General features: G+C 59.2%; 15 protein-coding genes. 11 read left to right on the top strand and 4 right to left on the bottom strand.

The genetic code is table 11. The features are described from left to right. Positions 1-27: 27 nt before the first annotated feature. The 3 genes from uvrC to BUB69_RS03350 form a co-directional block, all read right to left on the bottom strand. On the bottom strand, positions 28-1,851 hold the full coding sequence (gene uvrC, locus BUB69_RS03340; protein WP_073162345.1) for an excinuclease ABC subunit UvrC: 1,824 nt from the start codon (positions 1,849-1,851) through the stop codon (positions 28-30). Between the two features lie 2 nt (positions 1,852-1,853). Next, complete coding sequence (gacA, locus tag BUB69_RS03345; protein WP_024688281.1) at positions 1,854-2,498, bottom strand: response regulator transcription factor GacA; 645 nt, start codon at positions 2,496-2,498, stop codon at positions 1,854-1,856. A gap of 154 nt (positions 2,499-2,652) precedes the next feature. Beyond that, positions 2,653-3,015: a helix-turn-helix domain-containing protein gene (locus tag BUB69_RS03350; RefSeq protein ID WP_073162347.1), complete on the bottom strand. Its 363-nt coding sequence runs from the start codon at positions 3,013-3,015 to the stop codon at positions 2,653-2,655. Positions 3,016-3,097: 82 nt separating this feature from the next. Between BUB69_RS03350 and BUB69_RS03355 the strand changes: the two genes are divergently transcribed. The 11 genes from BUB69_RS03355 to BUB69_RS03400 all read left to right on the top strand — a co-directional run bounded on the left by BUB69_RS03355 (position 3,098) and on the right by BUB69_RS03400 (position 15,136). Further along, positions 3,098-3,328: a DNA-binding protein gene (locus BUB69_RS03355; RefSeq protein ID WP_073162349.1), complete on the top strand. Its 231-nt coding sequence runs from the start codon at positions 3,098-3,100 to the stop codon at positions 3,326-3,328. Between the two features lie 259 nt (positions 3,329-3,587). After that, positions 3,588-3,734 (top strand): hypothetical protein, encoded by a 147-nt coding sequence (locus BUB69_RS28795; RefSeq protein WP_163032016.1) that lies wholly within the window; start codon positions 3,588-3,590, stop codon positions 3,732-3,734. A gap of 328 nt (positions 3,735-4,062) precedes the next feature. Then, the gene (locus BUB69_RS03360) at positions 4,063-5,145 is read left to right on the top strand and encodes a 3-deoxy-7-phosphoheptulonate synthase (protein ID WP_073162351.1); all 1,083 of its coding nucleotides are present in this window, start codon (positions 4,063-4,065) and stop codon (positions 5,143-5,145) included. Positions 5,146-5,227: 82 nt separating this feature from the next. After that, a complete protein-coding gene (locus BUB69_RS03365) occupies positions 5,228-5,509 on the top strand; it encodes a peptidylprolyl isomerase (protein ID WP_002553340.1) in 282 nt (93 codons plus the stop codon). Positions 5,510-5,711: 202 nt separating this feature from the next. Next, positions 5,712-7,574, top strand: coding sequence for an extracellular solute-binding protein (locus tag BUB69_RS03370; protein WP_073162353.1), 1,863 nt, complete (start codon positions 5,712-5,714; stop codon positions 7,572-7,574). Continuing rightward, positions 7,575-8,639, top strand: coding sequence for a microcin C ABC transporter permease YejB (locus BUB69_RS03375; RefSeq protein ID WP_024688285.1), 1,065 nt, complete (start codon positions 7,575-7,577; stop codon positions 8,637-8,639). It abuts the gene before it with no gap. Continuing rightward, complete coding sequence (locus BUB69_RS03380; RefSeq protein ID WP_073162355.1) at positions 8,639-9,661, top strand: ABC transporter permease; 1,023 nt, start codon at positions 8,639-8,641, stop codon at positions 9,659-9,661. The genes BUB69_RS03375 and BUB69_RS03380 overlap by 1 nt, the downstream gene beginning before the upstream one ends. 1 nt (position 9,662) lies before the next feature. Further along, positions 9,663-11,246, top strand: coding sequence for an ABC transporter ATP-binding protein (locus BUB69_RS03385; protein WP_073162357.1), 1,584 nt, complete (start codon positions 9,663-9,665; stop codon positions 11,244-11,246). A gap of 59 nt (positions 11,247-11,305) precedes the next feature. Then, a complete protein-coding gene (locus BUB69_RS03390; protein ID WP_073162359.1) occupies positions 11,306-12,721 on the top strand; it encodes a sigma-54 interaction domain-containing protein in 1,416 nt (471 codons plus the stop codon). Positions 12,722-12,975: 254 nt separating this feature from the next. After that, on the top strand, positions 12,976-14,367 hold the full coding sequence (locus BUB69_RS03395; RefSeq protein ID WP_073162362.1) for a GntP family permease: 1,392 nt from the start codon (positions 12,976-12,978) through the stop codon (positions 14,365-14,367). 10 nt (positions 14,368-14,377) lie between these two features. Further along, positions 14,378-15,136 carry a 3-hydroxybutyrate dehydrogenase gene (locus BUB69_RS03400; RefSeq protein ID WP_024688290.1) on the top strand — a complete coding sequence of 253 codons (759 nt, stop codon included), beginning with the start codon at positions 14,378-14,380 and terminating at the stop codon, positions 15,134-15,136. Positions 15,137-15,146: 10 nt separating this feature from the next. Here BUB69_RS03400 and BUB69_RS03405 read toward each other — a convergent pair whose 3' ends face one another. Next, positions 15,147-16,313 (bottom strand): PilT/PilU family type 4a pilus ATPase, encoded by a 1,167-nt coding sequence (locus BUB69_RS03405; protein WP_073162364.1) that lies wholly within the window; start codon positions 16,311-16,313, stop codon positions 15,147-15,149. Positions 16,314-16,394: the final 81 nt, after the last annotated feature.

Consider the following 16,394-nt stretch of genomic DNA (forward strand, 5'->3'; position numbering starts at 1 on the left):
CAACTGGCTACGAGGTGAGCGGGCATTCTACTCGCTGTGCAGGTTTGCATAAATCGACTCTGCCAGCTTTTTACTGATTCCGGGTGCTTTTGCTATTTCATCGATGCTCGCACGGGACAATTCCTGCAGGCCACCAAAGTGTTTGAGCAGGTCGCGACGACGGGTCGGCCCCACACCTGCCACGCCTTCAAGGGTCGATGTACGGCGGGTCTTGCCACGACGGGCGCGGTGTCCGGTGATTGCAAAACGGTGCGCCTCGTCGCGAATCTGCTGGATAAGGTGCAGCGCAGGCGAGTCGCCGGGCAGTGTGAACTCATGGGCAGCATCATTAAGGTAGAGCGTTTCAAAGCCGGCCTTGCGCGTCGTGCCTTTGGCAACGCCGAGCAGAATGAGGTCGGGGATCGCCAGTTCGTTGAGCACGTCCCGCGCCATGGCCATCTGCCCCTTACCCCCGTCAACCAGCAGCACGTCGGGCAACTTGCCCTCCCCGTCCTTGATACGGCTGTAGCGCCGGGTCAGCGCCTGGTGCATGGCTGCGTAATCGTCACCCGCTGTGACGCCCTCGATATTGAAGCGGCGATAGTCCGACTTGATGGGCCCCTCAGGACCGAACACCACGCACGATGCGACCGTCGCTTCACCGCTGGAGTGACTGATGTCATAGCACTCCAGCCGCACAGGCGTTTCATCGAGATTCAATACTTTGGCCAGCGCCTCGAAACGTGATGCAACGTGCTGACGGTTCGCCAGGCGTGCAGCCAGAGCCTGCTCGGCATTGGTCACAGCCAGTTGCTGCCAGCGCGCACGCGTACCGCGCACCCTGTGACTGATGGTCATCTCGCGACCGCGTGACTCTTCAATCGCCTCAATCAGCGCCGGAAAATCCTCATTGACGACGTTGACGATCACCTCGCTGGGCAGTTCACGGTCAACGCCACCGAGGAAGTACTGGGCCAGGAACGCTGACATCACTTCGCCAACCTCCTCCTCGATACCTACCTGCGGGAAGAAGTTCTTGCTGCCCAACACACGCCCGCCACGCACCGAGATCAAGTGCACACAAGCACCGCCCGGGTTGACGAACGCGGCGACCACATCAACATCGCCGGTGCCGCCTTCCATGCTCTGCTGATCCTGGACGCGCCGCAACAGGGCAACCTGATCACGCAATTCGGCCGCACGCTCAAAATCCAGCGCCATGGCAGCCTTTTCCATCGCTGCGTTCAACTCATCGCTCAAGGCATTACTGCGGCCCTCAAGAAACATCACCGAGTGACGCACATCTTCCGCGTACACCTCTGGCTCGACCAGATCGACACAAGGCCCTTTGCAGCGTTTGATCTGATACTGCAGGCAAGGTCGGTTGCGATTCTTGAAGTAGCTGTCTTCGCACTGGCGCACCAGAAAGGTTTTCTGCAGCAGGCTCAGGCTTTCACGAATGGCGCCGGCGCTTGGATAAGGCCCGAAATAACGGCCTTTTGCCTTTTTAGCACCGCGATGAATGCTCAGACGCGGAAACTTGCCATCGGACAGAAAGACATACGGGTAGGACTTATCGTCACGCAGGAGAATGTTGTAGGGCGGCCGCCATTCCTTGATCAGCGTTTGCTCAAGCAACAACGCTTCAGTTTCGTTGCCGGTAATGGTGGTTTCGATTTGCGCGATGCGCGCTACCAGAGCGCCCGTCTTGGGCGCGTGCCCGGTCTTGCGGAAATAACTCGCAAGCCGTTTCTTCAGGTTCTTGGCCTTGCCCACATACAGAAGCTTCGCTTCGGCATCGAACATGCGGTAAACGCCTGGACGACCGCTGCAGGTCGCCAGAAATGCACTTGGATCAAAGGTCTGGGTCATGTTCAGGCGCTGGCATCCACCATGCCGTGACGTACAGCCAGCAACGCCAGTTCGACATCACTGCTGATGGAGAGCTTCTCAAAGATTCGGTAACGGTAAGTGTTTACGGTTTTTGGCGACAGGCACAGCTTGTCCGAAATGGTCTGGACCTTCTGGCAGCCCACGATCATCAACGCAATCTGGATCTCACGCTCGGAAAGCAGATCGAACGGCGAATTGTTCACCTGCGGCTGAAACGATTTCAGCGCTAACTGCTGGGCAATCTGCGGACTGATGTAACGCTGACCCGCGAAAACGAGGCGAATGGCCTGGACCATTTCCGCAAGACCTGCACCTTTGGTCATGTAACCCGCTGCGCCAGCCTGAAGCAGACGAGTCGGGAAAGGATCTTCTTCACAGACGGTGACGGCCACGACCTTGATATCAGGGTGACTGCGCAACAGCTTGCGCGTCGCCTCGAGCCCGCCGATCCCCGGCATCTTGACATCCATCAACACGACATCAGGCTTGAGCTCGCGCGTCTTCTTCAACGCCTCTTCGCCGGAATCGGCCTGACCCACCACCTGTAAACCATCTATGTCGGCCAACATGCGTGTGATGCCTGTCCGGACAAGATCATGGTCATCGACAACTAGCACCCTAATCAAGCAGACACCTCGCGCAACGGTCATAACGAATGCCATTCACCATAACAAAAAACGGCGCGGCTGACCTAGCGGATGTTGGCGTTTTCACGCCCTTTGTCGAAACACAGACAACGCTATCTCACCTATGGAGACGAAAAGGCCCGTATTGTCGGCCTCAATCGTCGGGTTGCGATTTTTCAGCGGTACTGTACGAAGCTGACAGCTCAGCCATGGTGGTGGTCAGCCGCATGATCGCATCCTGATCTTCCTTGTCGAGTACACGGTAGCTGCCAAGAACCTTCTCCTCGGCGACACTGAGATTGTCGAAAGGTATCGGGGTGGGTGTACCCGTCAGTACGTAGAGCACATCGACACCTTTGGCGGCGACCGCAGCCAGATAGTCGGCCTTGGGGGCACGATTGCCGCTTTCATACTTTCCTTGAGCATTCGCTTCCACCCCACCGATTTCACCGAAGGCACGCTGAGACAGCCCCAGACGGTCTCTTTCTTTTCTTAGTCGGTACCCTATTCCACTCATTTGAATGCACAACCTTGTTGACCCCATCCTTACGAATGGTAAGATCCAGCTAAAATTAAACTGATTTGAACGGTTTTGAACTATGCCCGGAATACGTACCGCTGCACAAGCCAAGGCCTGGCTCGAACAACAGGGTAAATCTGTTCAAGAATTTGCCCGTGAGAACAGCATTGACCCTGCGACGACCTATCAGATTTTGGCAGGACGCAAGAAAGGGAAACGCGGCGAGGCTCATAAAGTCGCGGTTTTGCTGGGGATGAAGATCGGCATCATCCCGTCGGGAGATGCAGGGCCGAAGCAGCCCCTTGATTGATCAGTAAATCGTCTGATTCGCCTGCTCTAGAATTCTTAATTGCCAGACGGTACATGCGGACCGACTAAACAGCTTTTTCCGACAGCTTTTGTCCGCACCCCACCTGCAACTGCCCGCCCCTGCCCTTTGATGTCTCCAGACCTGTCCGTTCACCCATGCCGTGTGGGCCACTGCGCCGATCATTGACTCGATTGAATTTTCCAATTGAATCAGCGCACTCGCCTGAAGTAAGCTCGTGCTCATTCCACGGAGACACACCATGCTGCAACCCAATCACTCACAGCTCATCGCCCACGCCAGCGCCTGCCGCTCGGTGAATGGCGTGTCTGTGCGGGTTGTGCCAGCGATGGGCCAGCTCCAGCTCAACGCTTATTACGGGTATTGGTTTAGCCACTGGCGCGCCTGATACCCATCCGGCGCCCATTTCAAGGGGACGCCAACCAGAGAATTCTCTACCCCCGGTCGGCTCCCCGACCGGGGGTTTTGCTTTTTAAGACTCCAGAAAACATCACATTCAATCGAATCGAGGAACACGACATGAACTACGCCACTTATTACCGCAACGACATCGACTTCGCCTGGCGATTTAGCAACCTCCGTTCGGGCCAGCCAGCCGCCTCCGATCGGTCACTGCCAGGTGGCAACTGCACACGCATGGCCGAACCGGCCCTTTGTCGAACACCCCAGTAGGGCTTTGCGCGGGTAACTAACCCGCCAGCCCAGGAAGCCAGAACATGAATTCGTCCGTTGCCGTAAAACCATCCGACCTGTCGAACCCTTTGATTACCCTGCCACAGGGTATTGCTGTCTCGAAGCGCCTGCCCAGCGCGCTTGAACTCAAGAGCAGCCTGCCCCTCAGCAACGCCCTGACCGAACAGGTCAGCGCTCATCGTCGCGCTATCAGAGCCATTCTTGAAGGCGAAGACTCACGCCTGCTGGTCATCGTCGGCCCCTGCTCCCTTCACGACCCACAATCGGCACTCGAATACGCTGAACGTCTGGCCAATCTGGCTGCCGAGGTCAGCGACCAGATGCTGCTGGTGATGCGTGCCTACGTCGAGAAGCCTCGCACGACCGTGGGCTGGAAAGGTCTGGCCTACGACCCTCGCCTGGATGGCAGTGATGACATGGCCGTAGGCCTCAAGCTGTCACGTGAGTTGATGCGCGAGATGCTGTACATGGGCCTGCCCGTGGCAACAGAGATTCTGCAGCCCATGGCAGCCGGCTACTTCGACGACTTGCTCAGTTGGGTAGCTATCGGCGCGCGGACCACCGAATCGCAGATCCATCGGGAAATGGCCAGTGGTTTGCCCATGGCGGTAGGTTTCAAAAACGGCACAGACGGCGGCGTGGCGGTTGCCAGCGACGCTATCCGTTCGGCAGCCCACCCGCATCGTCATTTCGGCATGGACAGCCACGGCAACCCGGCCATCATCGAAACCCGAGGCAACCCGGACACGCATATCGTGCTGCGCGGCGGGCATAGCGGGCCAAACTACGACAGCGCCAGCATTGCCAAAGTACAGGCGAGTCTCGCGAAACAGCGGATCGCCGCGCGCATCATGGTCGACTGCAGCCATGCCAATAGCGGCAAAGATCCGCTGCGCCAGCCGCAGGTCTTCAATGACGTGCTGCAGCAACGCCTGCAGGGCGACACATCGCTAATAGGCATGATGATCGAGAGCCATCTGTTCGATGGCTGCCAGCCCTTGAGCGGAACACTCGAATACGGCGTATCGGTCACCGATGGCTGCCTGGGCTGGACCGGCACCGAGCAACTGCTGCGCCACACAGTTGATCGGTTGCGCTACAGATAACGTGATTCGAAGGAACTTTGTCAGGAAATGCTGAACTGATTCCGGTAGGCTGTTTCTTTTTTTTCACAGGAGATTTTTCCCCATGGCTAAAGCCACTGCCCGCCACATCCTTGTTTCGAGCGAAGAAAAGTGCAACGAACTCAAGGCACAGATCGAAGGCGGCGCTGATTTCGCTGAAATCGCCAAAGCCAATTCGAGCTGCCCATCCAGCCGCCAGGGCGGTGATCTGGGTTCGTTTGGTCCAGGCCAGATGGTCAAGGAATTCGACACTGTCGTATTCAGCGCCCCGGTCAACACCGTTCAGGGTCCGGTCAAGACTCAGTTCGGTTACCACCTGCTGGAAGTGACCAGCCGCCAGGACTGATCCTGTCGCCCGCTGGCTACTCGACGGCTCATCTTCGGATGGGCCGTTTTTGTTTGTCGTACACTCGCCGCACAACCTCGCGCCATGTTCCGTGCAGCGTCCAGCTGCTTGCCCGCTTGGCGAATCATGGATTTATCTGTAGAAGATACCGCTGCCTCCAACACGATGCCGGGCGCTTCTACGGTCATTCAGGATTCGAGTAATGCGTTTTGTTTTTTCTTCACTGATCACTGTAACGCTGGCCCTGGCCTCCTCGTCTCTGCTCGCTGCCGCGCAACACGCCCTCACTGTCTATGGGGAAACGCCACGCTACCCCGCCAACTTTCAGCACTTCGACTACGTGAACCCCGACGCGCCGAAAGGCGGCAGCATGCGTCGCTCGGCGCTGGAAATCGGTCAGTTTGATCACCTGATGCCTTTCACTGACAAAGGTATGGGCGTCTCGCAAATCAACGGCATGCTGTACTCGCCACTGGCCGTACGCTCGATGGACGAGCCGTACACCGTTTACGGGTTGGTGGCCGAGAAGATGGAACGCGGCGCGGACGGCCTGTCCCTGCGTTTCTACCTAAACCCCAAGGCGCGCTTTGCTGACGGGACGCCGATCACGGCCAATGATGTGAAATACACATACGAGCTGCTGATGACCCAAGGCAGCATGCAGTACCGGACCCAGTTCGAAGCCGTCAAAGGTCTGGAAGTCGAGTCACCCACGCAGATCCGTTTCGACTTCAAACACACCGATAACCGCACGCTACCGCTGGATCTGGCCGCGCTGCCGGTGTTTCCCGAGCACTGGTGGAAAACTCGCGACTTTGCCAGCGGGGCCGGCTTCGAAGTGCCACCTGGCAGCGGCCCTTACAAGATCGCCCACGTTGATCCCGGCCGCTCGATCACGTTCGAGCGTGACCCGACCTGGTGGGGCAAGGACCTGCCGGTCAGCCGCGGCCTGTACAACTTCGACACGTTCAGCATCGAATACTTCGGCGACATCGATGTCGCCCGCCAGGTGCTCAAGGGCGGCGCCTACGACTACAACCGGGAGTTCTCCGCGACTGGCTATTCAATCCGCTACGACAGCCCTGCACTGACGGATGGTCGACTGCAGAAAGCGCATCTGGCCAAGGGCGCCGTGCAAAGCTCGCAGGGGTTCGTATTCAACCTGAGCCGACCGATGTTTAAGGACCGGCGCGTGCGTCAGGCCCTGTCACTGCTGTGGGATTTCGAATGGACCAACCGGCAAATGATGCGCAACATGTACATTCGTCAGGACAGTTATTTTTCCAATTCCGAACTGGCCGCCACCGAGCTGCCAACGCCTGCAGAATTCAAGATCCTTGAACCGTTGCGCGGCCAGGTACCCGGCCAAGTGTTCGATACGGTTTACAAAACGCCCAAGACCGACGGCACCGGTTTTATCCGTGACAAGCAACTGCAAGCGCTGGCGCTGATGAAAGAAGCTGGCTGGACACCTCAAGGCGATGAGTTGGTCAATGCCCAGGGCCAGCCGTTCAGCTTTACCTTCCTGAACGGCCAGTCGGGCTTTGAGCGCATGCTGCTGCCCTACAAACGCAATCTGGCGCAGATCGGCATTCATTTCGATATACGCCGGATCGACGCGGCGCAGTACCTGAACAGGGTCATGGCCCGCGATTACGACATGATCGTCACCGGCTACCCGGTTTCCACGTCGCCGGGCTCTGAGCTGTACAACAGCTTCGGCTCCAAAGTAGCGATGGATCCGGGCTCCAGCAACTACATGGCCTTGCAGGATCCTGCGGTGGACACGCTCATCGCCGGACTGCTCAAGGCCGACAACAAACAGACGATGACTGACTACGCGCACTGCCTGGATCGGGTGCTGCAATGGAATTATTACTGGATCCCCAATTACTATCCGCCGGGTTCTTCCACGGTATGGTGGAACCGTTTCGGGATTCCGAAAATCCAGGCCAGCAACAATGAGGCCATCGAGACGTGGTGGGAAATCAGCCCGACACCCCTGACCAATGAGCAGTTCTCAGCCAAACGTGGCGCCTCTGCCCTTGTCTCGGAGATGAAGTGAATGCTGGGTTACATCCTGCGCCGATTGCTGCTGATCATCCCCACGCTGTTGTGCATTCTGCTGGTCAATTTCTTTATCGTGCAGGCCGCACCCGGCGGACCGGTGGAACAGGCCATTGCACGGTTGCAAGGCATTGGCGGCACCACGGCGGGCGCCAGCGCATCTGAGTCAGCCGGTGCGGGGCAATCCAGAGCGTCCCGAGGGCTGGACCCCAAGCTGATCAAGGAAATCGAACATCAGTATGGCTTCGACAAGCCATTGCATGAGCGTCTGTGGCTGATGCTCAAGAATTACGCGCAGCTGGACTTCGGCAACAGTTTCTTTCGCGGTGCAACCGTCACGGACCTGATTCTGCAAAAGATGCCAGTGTCCATATCTCTGGGGCTCTGGGCGACGCTGCTGACCTATCTGGTGTCGATCCCGCTGGGCATTCGCAAGGCCGTCAAACATGGCAGCCAGTTCGATATCTGGAGCAGTACCGCGATCATCATCGGTTACGCCACACCCGCCTTTCTGTTCGCCATGCTGCTGGTGGTGGTGTTCTGCGGGGGCACTTCGCTTAACTGGTTTCCAGTGCGCGGTCTTGTGTCGGATAACTTCGAGCAGCTGTCGACGCTGGGCAAAATTGCCGATTATTTCTGGCACCTGGTGCTGCCGGTATCGGCGCTGGTCATTGGCGGATTCGCCTCGCTGACGTTGCTGACCAAGCATTCGTTTCTCAACGAAGTCACTCGTCAGTACGTGATCACCGCCCGAGCCAAGGGCATGAGCGAACGCCGCGTGCTTTACGGGCACGTGTTTCGCAACGCCATGCTGCTGGTGGTGTCGGGTATTCCTCAAGCGTTCATCAGCGTGTTCTTTGCCGGATCGCTGCTGATCGAGGTGATTTTCTCGCTGGACGGCCTGGGGCGCATGAGTTACGAGGCCGCCGTTTCACGAGATTATCCAGTGGTGTTCGGCTCGCTGTTCATCTTTACTCTGTTCGGGCTGCTGATCAAACTGGTGGGTGATATCTGCTACACCCTGGTCGATCCCCGAATCGATTTCAGCGCGAGGAATGCATGATGCACAGCCTTTCTCCGCTGGCACGTCGCCGCCTTGAACGCTTTCGCGCCAACCGCCGGGGCTGGTGGTCGCTGTGGCTTTTCTGCGCGCTCTTCGCCCTGACGCTGGGTGGCGAACTGATCGCCAATGACAAGCCGTTGGTGGTCAGCTACAAGCATTCGCTCTACTTCCCGGTGTTCAAACGCTACACCGAACAGGCGTTCGGAGGCGAGCTGCCCTTCCAGCCGGATTATCGCAGTGAGTATGTGCATGGCCTGATCACCAAAGGTGACGGCTGGATGCTCTTCCCGCCCATTCCGTTCAGCGACGACACTCCGAACTATGAGCTGACCATCCCCGCACCCAGCCCGCCGTCTGCCACTAACTGGCTGGGCACCGATGACCAGGCGCGTGACGTGCTGGCCAGGGTCATTTTCGGGGCGCGGGTGTCGATCCTGTTTGCGCTGGCGCTGACCTTCATCAGCGCCTTGATTGGTATCACGGCGGGCGCGCTTCAAGGCTATTACGGTGGCTGGGTGGACCTGCTCGGCCAACGGCTGCTGGAGGTCTGGTCAGGTCTGCCGGTGCTTTACCTGCTGATTATCCTGTCGGGGTTCGTCGAACCTGATTTCTGGTGGCTGCTGGGCATCATGGCGTTGTTTTCCTGGCTGGCGCTGGTCGACGTGGTGCGCGCCGAGTTCCTGCGCGGACGCAATCTGGAATACGTGAAAGCCGCGCGTGCACTCGGGCTGAGCGACCGAACCGTGATCGTTCGCCACATCCTGCCCAACGCCATGAACGCCACACTGAGCTACCTGCCGTTCATTCTTACCGGTGCCATCTCGACGCTGACGGCGCTGGACTTTCTCGGTTTCGGCATGCCCGCCGGCAGTGCATCGCTGGGTGAGCTGATCGCCCAGGGCAAGCAAAACCTGCAAGCGCCATGGCTGGGTCTGACGGCGTTCTTCGCCCTGGCCCTGATCCTGACCCTGTTGGTGTTCATTGGCGAGGCGCTGCGCGATGCCTTCGACCCGAGGTCCTGAAATGACTGACAACCTGATTGAAATCCGCAACCTGAGCATCGCGTTCAGCGGCCAGAAGGTGGTGAGCAATCTGAGCCTGGATGTCCGTCCGGGCGAGTGCCTGGCACTGGTCGGGGAATCCGGTTCGGGCAAGTCGGTCACCGCGCATTCGATCCTGCAGTTGCTGCCTGAAAGCGGCACTGTCACCACCGGCAGCATCACCTATCGCGGCCGGCAACTGGTCGGCGCGGATGACCGAACCCTGCGTGAACTGCGCGGCAACCGCATCGCAATGATCTTTCAGGAGCCCATGACCTCGCTGAACCCCTTGCACACCGTGGCCAAACAGATCGGTGAAACCCTGCTGCTGCACCGAGGCATGGGCGGTCGTGCAGCGCAGAGGCGCATCATCGAGCTGCTCGAACTGGTGGGCATTCAGCAGCCGCACAAACGCCTGAAGGCCTATCCCCATGAACTGTCCGGCGGCCAGCGACAACGGGTGATGATTGCCATGGCGCTGGCCTGCGAGCCGGAACTGCTCATCGCCGACGAGCCCACCACGGCACTGGACGTCACCGTGCAGCGCAAGATCCTGCTGCTGCTCAAGGAGCTGCAACAGCGTCTGGGCATGTCGCTGCTGTTGATCAGCCATGACCTCAATCTGGTGCACAGCGTTGCGCAGCGCGTCTGCGTGATGCGCGCAGGCGAGGTCGTCGAGCAGGCCGACTGTCAGTCGCTCTTCAAGGCACCGCAACATCCTTACAGCCGCTTGCTGCTCGATGCCGAGCCTGCGGGAGAGCCCCTGCCGCGTGATGCCCGGGAAAAAGTGCTGGAAGTCGACCATTTGAAAGTCTGGTTCTCGCTGACGGGTGGCATCTTCAGGCGACACAAGGAATACCTCAAAGCGGTCGATGACATCAGCTTGAGTATCGAGCGCGGAAAGACCCTGGGCATCGTTGGTGAATCGGGCTCCGGAAAGTCGACGCTGGGCCAGGCGATCCTGCGCCTGCTGGACTCACGCGGCAGCATCCGTTTTCGTGGCCACGCGCTGGACGGTCTTAGCCAGAAGCAGATGCGGCCATGGCGCAAGGAAATGCAGGTGGTTTTTCAAGACCCCTACGGCAGCCTCAGCCCGCGGATGTCAGTGGCGCAAATCGTCGGCGAAGGCCTGGAGATGCACGGCGGGCTGAACCCGGTCCAGTGCGACGTCGAGGTCATACGCGCACTTGAAGAAGTGGGCATCGATCCACAGAGCCGTCATCGCTACCCGCACGAGTTTTCCGGTGGCCAGCGCCAACGCATTGCCATTGCCCGGGCGCTGGTGCTCAAACCTGCGCTGATCCTGCTTGACGAGCCAACCTCGGCGCTGGACCGCACGGTTCAGAAACAGGTCGTGGCGCTGCTACGCGAACTTCAGGAGAAACACGGACTGACCTATCTTTTCATCAGTCATGATCTGGCGGTGGTCAAGGCCTTGGCCCATGATGTAATCGTGGTCAAGGATGGCAAGGTCGTCGAGCAAGGGGCCAGTCACGCGGTGTTCGATTCGCCACAGCACCCCTACACACAGGAGCTGCTGGCGGCAGCGCATCCAGGTTTTATCTGATCGCGTAAAAACGCAGCAGTCTGTGCGGCCAGGCGTCCGCTCCCTGACGGAACATCCCCATGAAAGACAACAATCTGAACGACCATCAGAGCATCCAGCGCCTTGCGATCCGTTCGTTGTTCGAGATCATCGAGCAGTCGAGCGAAGGCACAGTCATAGTCGACAAGGATGCGCGCATCGTCTGGATCAACAAGCGTTATGCGCGACGCTTCGGGCTGCAGGACCCGACCCTGGCCATCGGCCAACCTTGCGAAAACGTGATCCCCGGCAGCCTGCTACGGCAAGTGGCAAGGGATGGACAACCGATTCTGCTGGACATGATGGACACCGCCAGGGACCCGCTGGTGGTCATGCGCCTGCCGATCCATGACGGTTCAGGTGTATTGATTGGCGCCATCGGCTTTGCGCTGTTCGATCAGTTGCAGACGCTCTCGCCGCTGCTCAGTCGCTACCTGAACATGCAGCAGGAACTGGCGAATACGCGCTCGCTGCTCAAGGCGCGTCAGGCCAAGTACAGCTTTGCGCACTTTATCGGTACCAGCGAGGCGTCGCTGGAAGTCAAACGCCGCGCCAGACGCAGCGCCAGCACTCAATCTCCCGTGCTGCTGCTCGGCGAAACCGGCACCGGCAAGGAACTGCTCGCTCATGCCATCCACAATGCCTCGCCCCGCGCCAACAAGCCGTTCGTGAGCATCAACAGCGCAGCCATCCCGGAAACACTGCTGGAGGCAGAGTTCTTCGGCACCGCGCCGGGTGCGTTCACCGGCGCAGACCGTAAGGGCCGCCCCGGAAAACTGAAAATCGCCCAGGGCGGCACGCTGTTTCTGGACGAGATCGGTGACATGCCCATGGCCCTGCAAAGCAAGCTATTGCGTGCGCTGGAGGAGAAGGAATACGAACCTGTCGGCTCCAACGAAGTCCTTCAGAGCGATGTGCGTCTCATCGCTGCCACCTCGACCGATCTGGAAGCGGCGATCAAGCGTGGCGAGTTTCGCGCCGACCTCTATTACCGGTTGAACGTGCTGCCGATCAACGTGCCGCCGCTGCGTGAACGTCTGGAAGACTTGCCAGCACTCAGTGAAGCGATACTCGAAGAGCTACGCAGCCATCACGAGTTGGAACACGAAGCCCTGGGCGTGCTGGCAAGGCATGCCTGGCCCGGCAATATCCGCGAGTTGCGCAACGTGCTGGAACGGGCGGCGCTGCTGAGCGATGAGGCGCTGCTGACGGCCAAAGACGTTCATGCCGCGATAGGCACGTCGACGCCCTTGACCTCACCTCTGCCCAGCGCGAGCAGCCCGATCCTGCAGCAGGAGACATTCAGCGAGGCGCGTCAACGTTTCGATCGGCATGTGATCGAGACCACGTTGCGTCAATGCGCGGGCAGCGTCGTGCAAGCGGCCCGGCAATTGGGGCTTGGACGTTCGACGCTCTACAAGAAGATGGCGATGCTGGGCATCGCCGAGTCTCAATAACGGGATATCAAGTCTCTTTTCAGAGACAACCCTGTAACCTCGTATTTTCAGGTCTCTTCATGCAGTTTTCGGCGCTGCAGCTGCCGCACGGAGAACCTGATGTCTCTCTTTGTGGACAATAGCCTGCTTCGCCGTCCACCCGAATAAAAATTTACCTTTAATTTCAATGCGTTGAACACATGGCACGAAACCCGCTATGTCGATCCCAGGGCACGCTGATGCCCCGTAAAAACAATAACAACAGGAGACACCTGATGAGCGTTCTCATTGCACTGGCAGCGCTGGCGCTGCTGATGTTGGCCGCCTACCGTGGCTACAGCGTTATTTTATTCGCGCCCATTGCTGCGTTGGGGGCCGTGCTGCTGACGGATCCCTCGGCGGTGGCTCCTGCCTTTACCGGCGTGTTTATGGACAAGATGGTCGGCTTCATCAAGCTGTATTTCCCCGTCTTTCTGCTGGGTGCGGTGTTCGGCAAACTGATCGAGCTTTCAGGGTTCTCGCGCTCCATCGTGGCGGCTGCCATCGGCGTACTCGGCACACGTCAGGCCATGCTGGTGATCGTGCTGGTCTGCGCGCTGCTGACGTACGGCGGCGTATCGTTGTTCGTTGTGGTGTTCGCGGTCTATCCGTTCGCCGCCGAAATGTTCAGACAGAGCAACATTCCCAAACGTCTGATTCCGGCGACTATTGCCTTGGGCGCGTTCTCGTTCACCATGGATGCCCTGCCCGGCACGCCGCAGATCCAGAACATCATCCCGACCACGTTCTTTAACACGACAGCGTGGGCGGCGCCCTGGCTGGGGCTCATCGGCACGGTATTCGTGTTCTGCGCCGGCATGCTCTATCTGCAGCGCCAGCGCAACAAGGCCCAGCGTGCCGGTGAAGGCTACGGCACCGAGCTGCGCAACGAACCGGAGACGGCTTCGGATCTGAAATTACCCAATCCCTGGCTGGCGCTCTCACCGCTGGTGGCCGTGGGCATCATGAACCTGCTGTTTACCTGGTGGATCCCACAGTGGTACGGCAAGACCCACACCCTTGCGCTACCGGGAATGGCAGCACCTGTACAGACTGAAGTGGCGAAGGTCACGGCTATCTGGGCTGTCGAGGCTGCACTGCTGGTCGGCATCCTGATGGTGCTGGTCTTCGGTTTCCGCGCCATCCAGTGCAAGCTGGCCGAGGGCACCAAGAGCGCCGTGAGTGGTGCGTTGCTGGCAGCCATGAACACTGCCTCCGAATACGGCTTCGGTGCGGTCATCGCGTCGTTGCCGGGCTTTCTGGTGCTCGCCAATGGCTTGAAGAGCATCCCCAATCCTCTGGTCAACGAGGCGATCACCGTGACACTGCTGGCCGGCATCACCGGCTCCGCTTCCGGCGGCATGAGTATCGCGCTGGCCGCCATGTCGCAGAACTTCATCGCCGCCGCCAACGCCGCAAACATTCCACTGGAGGTCCTGCACCGGGTCGCCGCCATGGCCAGCGGCGGCATGGACACGCTCCCGCACAACGGCGCGGTGATTACCCTGCTGGCCGTGACCGGGTTGACCCACCGCGAAGCGTACAAGGACATCTTCGGCATCACGCTGATCAAGACGCTGGCGGTGTTCGTCGTGATCGCAACGTTCTATGCCACCGGCATCGTGTAAGGAATTATTTATGAGTCTGCAAGGCAAAACCGCACTCGTCACCGGCTCCACCAGCGGCATCGGTCTGGGCATCGCACTGCAACTGGCTAAAGCCGGTGCCGATGTGATTCTCAACGGCTTTGGCGACACAACCGAGGTCATCAGGCAGGTCGAACAGGCAGGCGGCAAGGTCGGGCATCACCCCGCCGACGTCAGCGACCCTGCACAGATCGCGGACATGATCGAGTACGCCGAGCGTGAGTTCGGCGGTGTCGACATTCTGATCAACAATGCGGGCATTCAGCACGTGAGCAGCGTCGAGGACTTTCCTGTCGAACGCTGGGATGCAATCCTTGCCATCAACCTGTCCTCAGTGTTCCACACCACGCGCCTGTGCCTGCCGGGCATGAGCAAAAAGGCCTGGGGCAGGATTATCAACATTGCGTCGGTACACGGGCTGGTGGGCTCGACCGGCAAGGCAGCCTATGTGGCTGCCAAGCATGGCGTGATCGGCCTGACCAAGGTCGTTGCGCTGGAAACCGCATCCACCCAGATCACCTGCAACGCCATCTGCCCCGGCTGGGTGTTGACGCCTCTGGTGCAGCAACAGATCGACAGCCGAGGCGGCACCGAGCAGGCGCGGCACGACCTGTTGGCCGAAAAGCAGCCGTCGCTGGACTTTGTCACACCGCAACAGCTGGGAGAACTGGCGCTGTTTCTGTGCAGCGATGCCGCCGTTCAGGTACGTGGCGCCGCGTGGAACGTCGACGGCGGCTGGCTGGCGCAGTAGTCGTCGGAGCTCAGGCTTTGGACGGCGGCTCGTCGCCGACCAGGCCCCACTCGGACATGTTAGGTTTGCTCGACCCGACGGGGGCGGCAGGCGCAGTGGTCACCTGTGTCGCGCTGCCCTCATCATGCAGTTTGAGGCGCAGGCGAAGGTTGTTCTGCGAGTCGGCGTGCTTCAGGGCCTCCTCTTCGCTGATAGCCCCTTCGACCGCCAGTTGAAACAGCGCGGTATCAAACGTCTGCATGCCCAGACTGCCGGATTTTTCCATGATGCCCTTGAGCTCGTTGAACTCGTTGCGCTGGATCAAATCGCGGATCGTCGGTGTACCCATCATCACTTCCACCGCCGCGCGACGCTTGCCATCCGGGGTCTTGACCAGGCGCTGGGACACGAACGCCTTGAGGTTGTTACCCAGGTCGTGCAGCAATTGCGCACGACGCTCTTCGGGAAAGAAATTAATGATCCGGTCCAGTGCCTGGTTCGCGTTATTGGCGTGCAGGGTCGAGATCGCCAGATGCCCGGTGTCGGCGAACGCCAGCGCATGCTCCATGGTTTCCCGGTCGCGAATCTCTCCGATCAGAATCACATCCGGTGCCTGACGCAGCGTATTTTTCAGCGCAGCCCTGAAGCTGCGGGTGTCGACACCTACTTCACGCTGATTGACGATGGATTTCTTGTGCCGATGGATGAACTCGACCGGGTCTTCGATGGTGATGATATGGCCGCTGGCATTGCGGTTGCGGTAATCGATCAACGCCGCCAGCGAGGTGGATTTGCCCGAACCGGTTGCGCCCACGAACAGCACCAGGCCGTGCTTCTCCATGATCACGTCAAGCAGGATCGGCGGCAAATACAGGTCTTCGAAACGCGGGATGTCCAGCTTGATGTTACGCGCGACGATGGACACTTCGTTGCGCTGCATGAAGATGTTGATGCGGAATCGCCCGATGCCGGCCAATGATACGGCCAGATTCATTTCCAGCTCGCGCAGGAATTCGAGTTTCTGCTCCTCATCCATGAGGCCCTGGGCGATCTTCGCCACGTCACCGGGTTTGAGTGTTTCAGTACCCACTGGCTTGAGCACACCGTTGAACTTGGCGCAGGGCGGCGCTCCGGTGGAAAGATACAGGTCCGATCCGTCCTGGCTGGCCAGAATCTTCAACAACGCCGGGAAATCCATAATCACTACCGTACGAAATCAGGGTGGAAAAACGTTTGCCTGTCGCCTGAGCGCCAGATGCGACAAGGACAGGCATAATGG

It is taken from the genome of Pseudomonas asturiensis, assembly GCF_900143095.1.
In the GTDB taxonomy this organism is placed as follows: domain Bacteria; phylum Pseudomonadota; class Gammaproteobacteria; order Pseudomonadales; family Pseudomonadaceae; genus Aquipseudomonas; species Aquipseudomonas asturiensis.

What these genes read in the sequence shown, in the direction of transcription:
- BUB69_RS03390 (WP_073162359.1), top strand. Translation starts at nt 11,306, where the DNA reads ATGAAAGACAACAATCTGAACGACCATCAGAGCATCCAGCGCCTTGCG.
- BUB69_RS03360 (WP_073162351.1), top strand. Translation starts at nt 4,063, where the DNA reads ATGAATTCGTCCGTTGCCGTAAAACCATCCGACCTGTCGAACCCTTTG.
- BUB69_RS03395 (WP_073162362.1), top strand. Translation starts at nt 12,976, where the DNA reads ATGAGCGTTCTCATTGCACTGGCAGCGCTGGCGCTGCTGATGTTGGCC.
- BUB69_RS03375 (WP_024688285.1), top strand. Translation starts at nt 7,575, where the DNA reads ATGCTGGGTTACATCCTGCGCCGATTGCTGCTGATCATCCCCACGCTG.
- BUB69_RS03400 (WP_024688290.1), top strand. Translation starts at nt 14,378, where the DNA reads ATGAGTCTGCAAGGCAAAACCGCACTCGTCACCGGCTCCACCAGCGGC.
- BUB69_RS03355 (WP_073162349.1), top strand. Translation starts at nt 3,098, where the DNA reads ATGCCCGGAATACGTACCGCTGCACAAGCCAAGGCCTGGCTCGAACAA.
- BUB69_RS03380 (WP_073162355.1), top strand. Translation starts at nt 8,639, where the DNA reads ATGCACAGCCTTTCTCCGCTGGCACGTCGCCGCCTTGAACGCTTTCGC.
- BUB69_RS03365 (WP_002553340.1), top strand. Translation starts at nt 5,228, where the DNA reads ATGGCTAAAGCCACTGCCCGCCACATCCTTGTTTCGAGCGAAGAAAAG.
- BUB69_RS03405 (WP_073162364.1), bottom strand. Translation starts at nt 16,313, where the DNA reads ATGGATTTCCCGGCGTTGTTGAAGATTCTGGCCAGCCAGGACGGATCG.
- BUB69_RS03385 (WP_073162357.1), top strand. Translation starts at nt 9,663, where the DNA reads ATGACTGACAACCTGATTGAAATCCGCAACCTGAGCATCGCGTTCAGC.
- BUB69_RS28795 (WP_163032016.1), top strand. Translation starts at nt 3,588, where the DNA reads ATGCTGCAACCCAATCACTCACAGCTCATCGCCCACGCCAGCGCCTGC.
- BUB69_RS03350 (WP_073162347.1), bottom strand. Translation starts at nt 3,015, where the DNA reads ATGAGTGGAATAGGGTACCGACTAAGAAAAGAAAGAGACCGTCTGGGG.
- uvrC (WP_073162345.1), bottom strand. Translation starts at nt 1,851, where the DNA reads ATGACCCAGACCTTTGATCCAAGTGCATTTCTGGCGACCTGCAGCGGT.
- BUB69_RS03370 (WP_073162353.1), top strand. Translation starts at nt 5,712, where the DNA reads ATGCGTTTTGTTTTTTCTTCACTGATCACTGTAACGCTGGCCCTGGCC.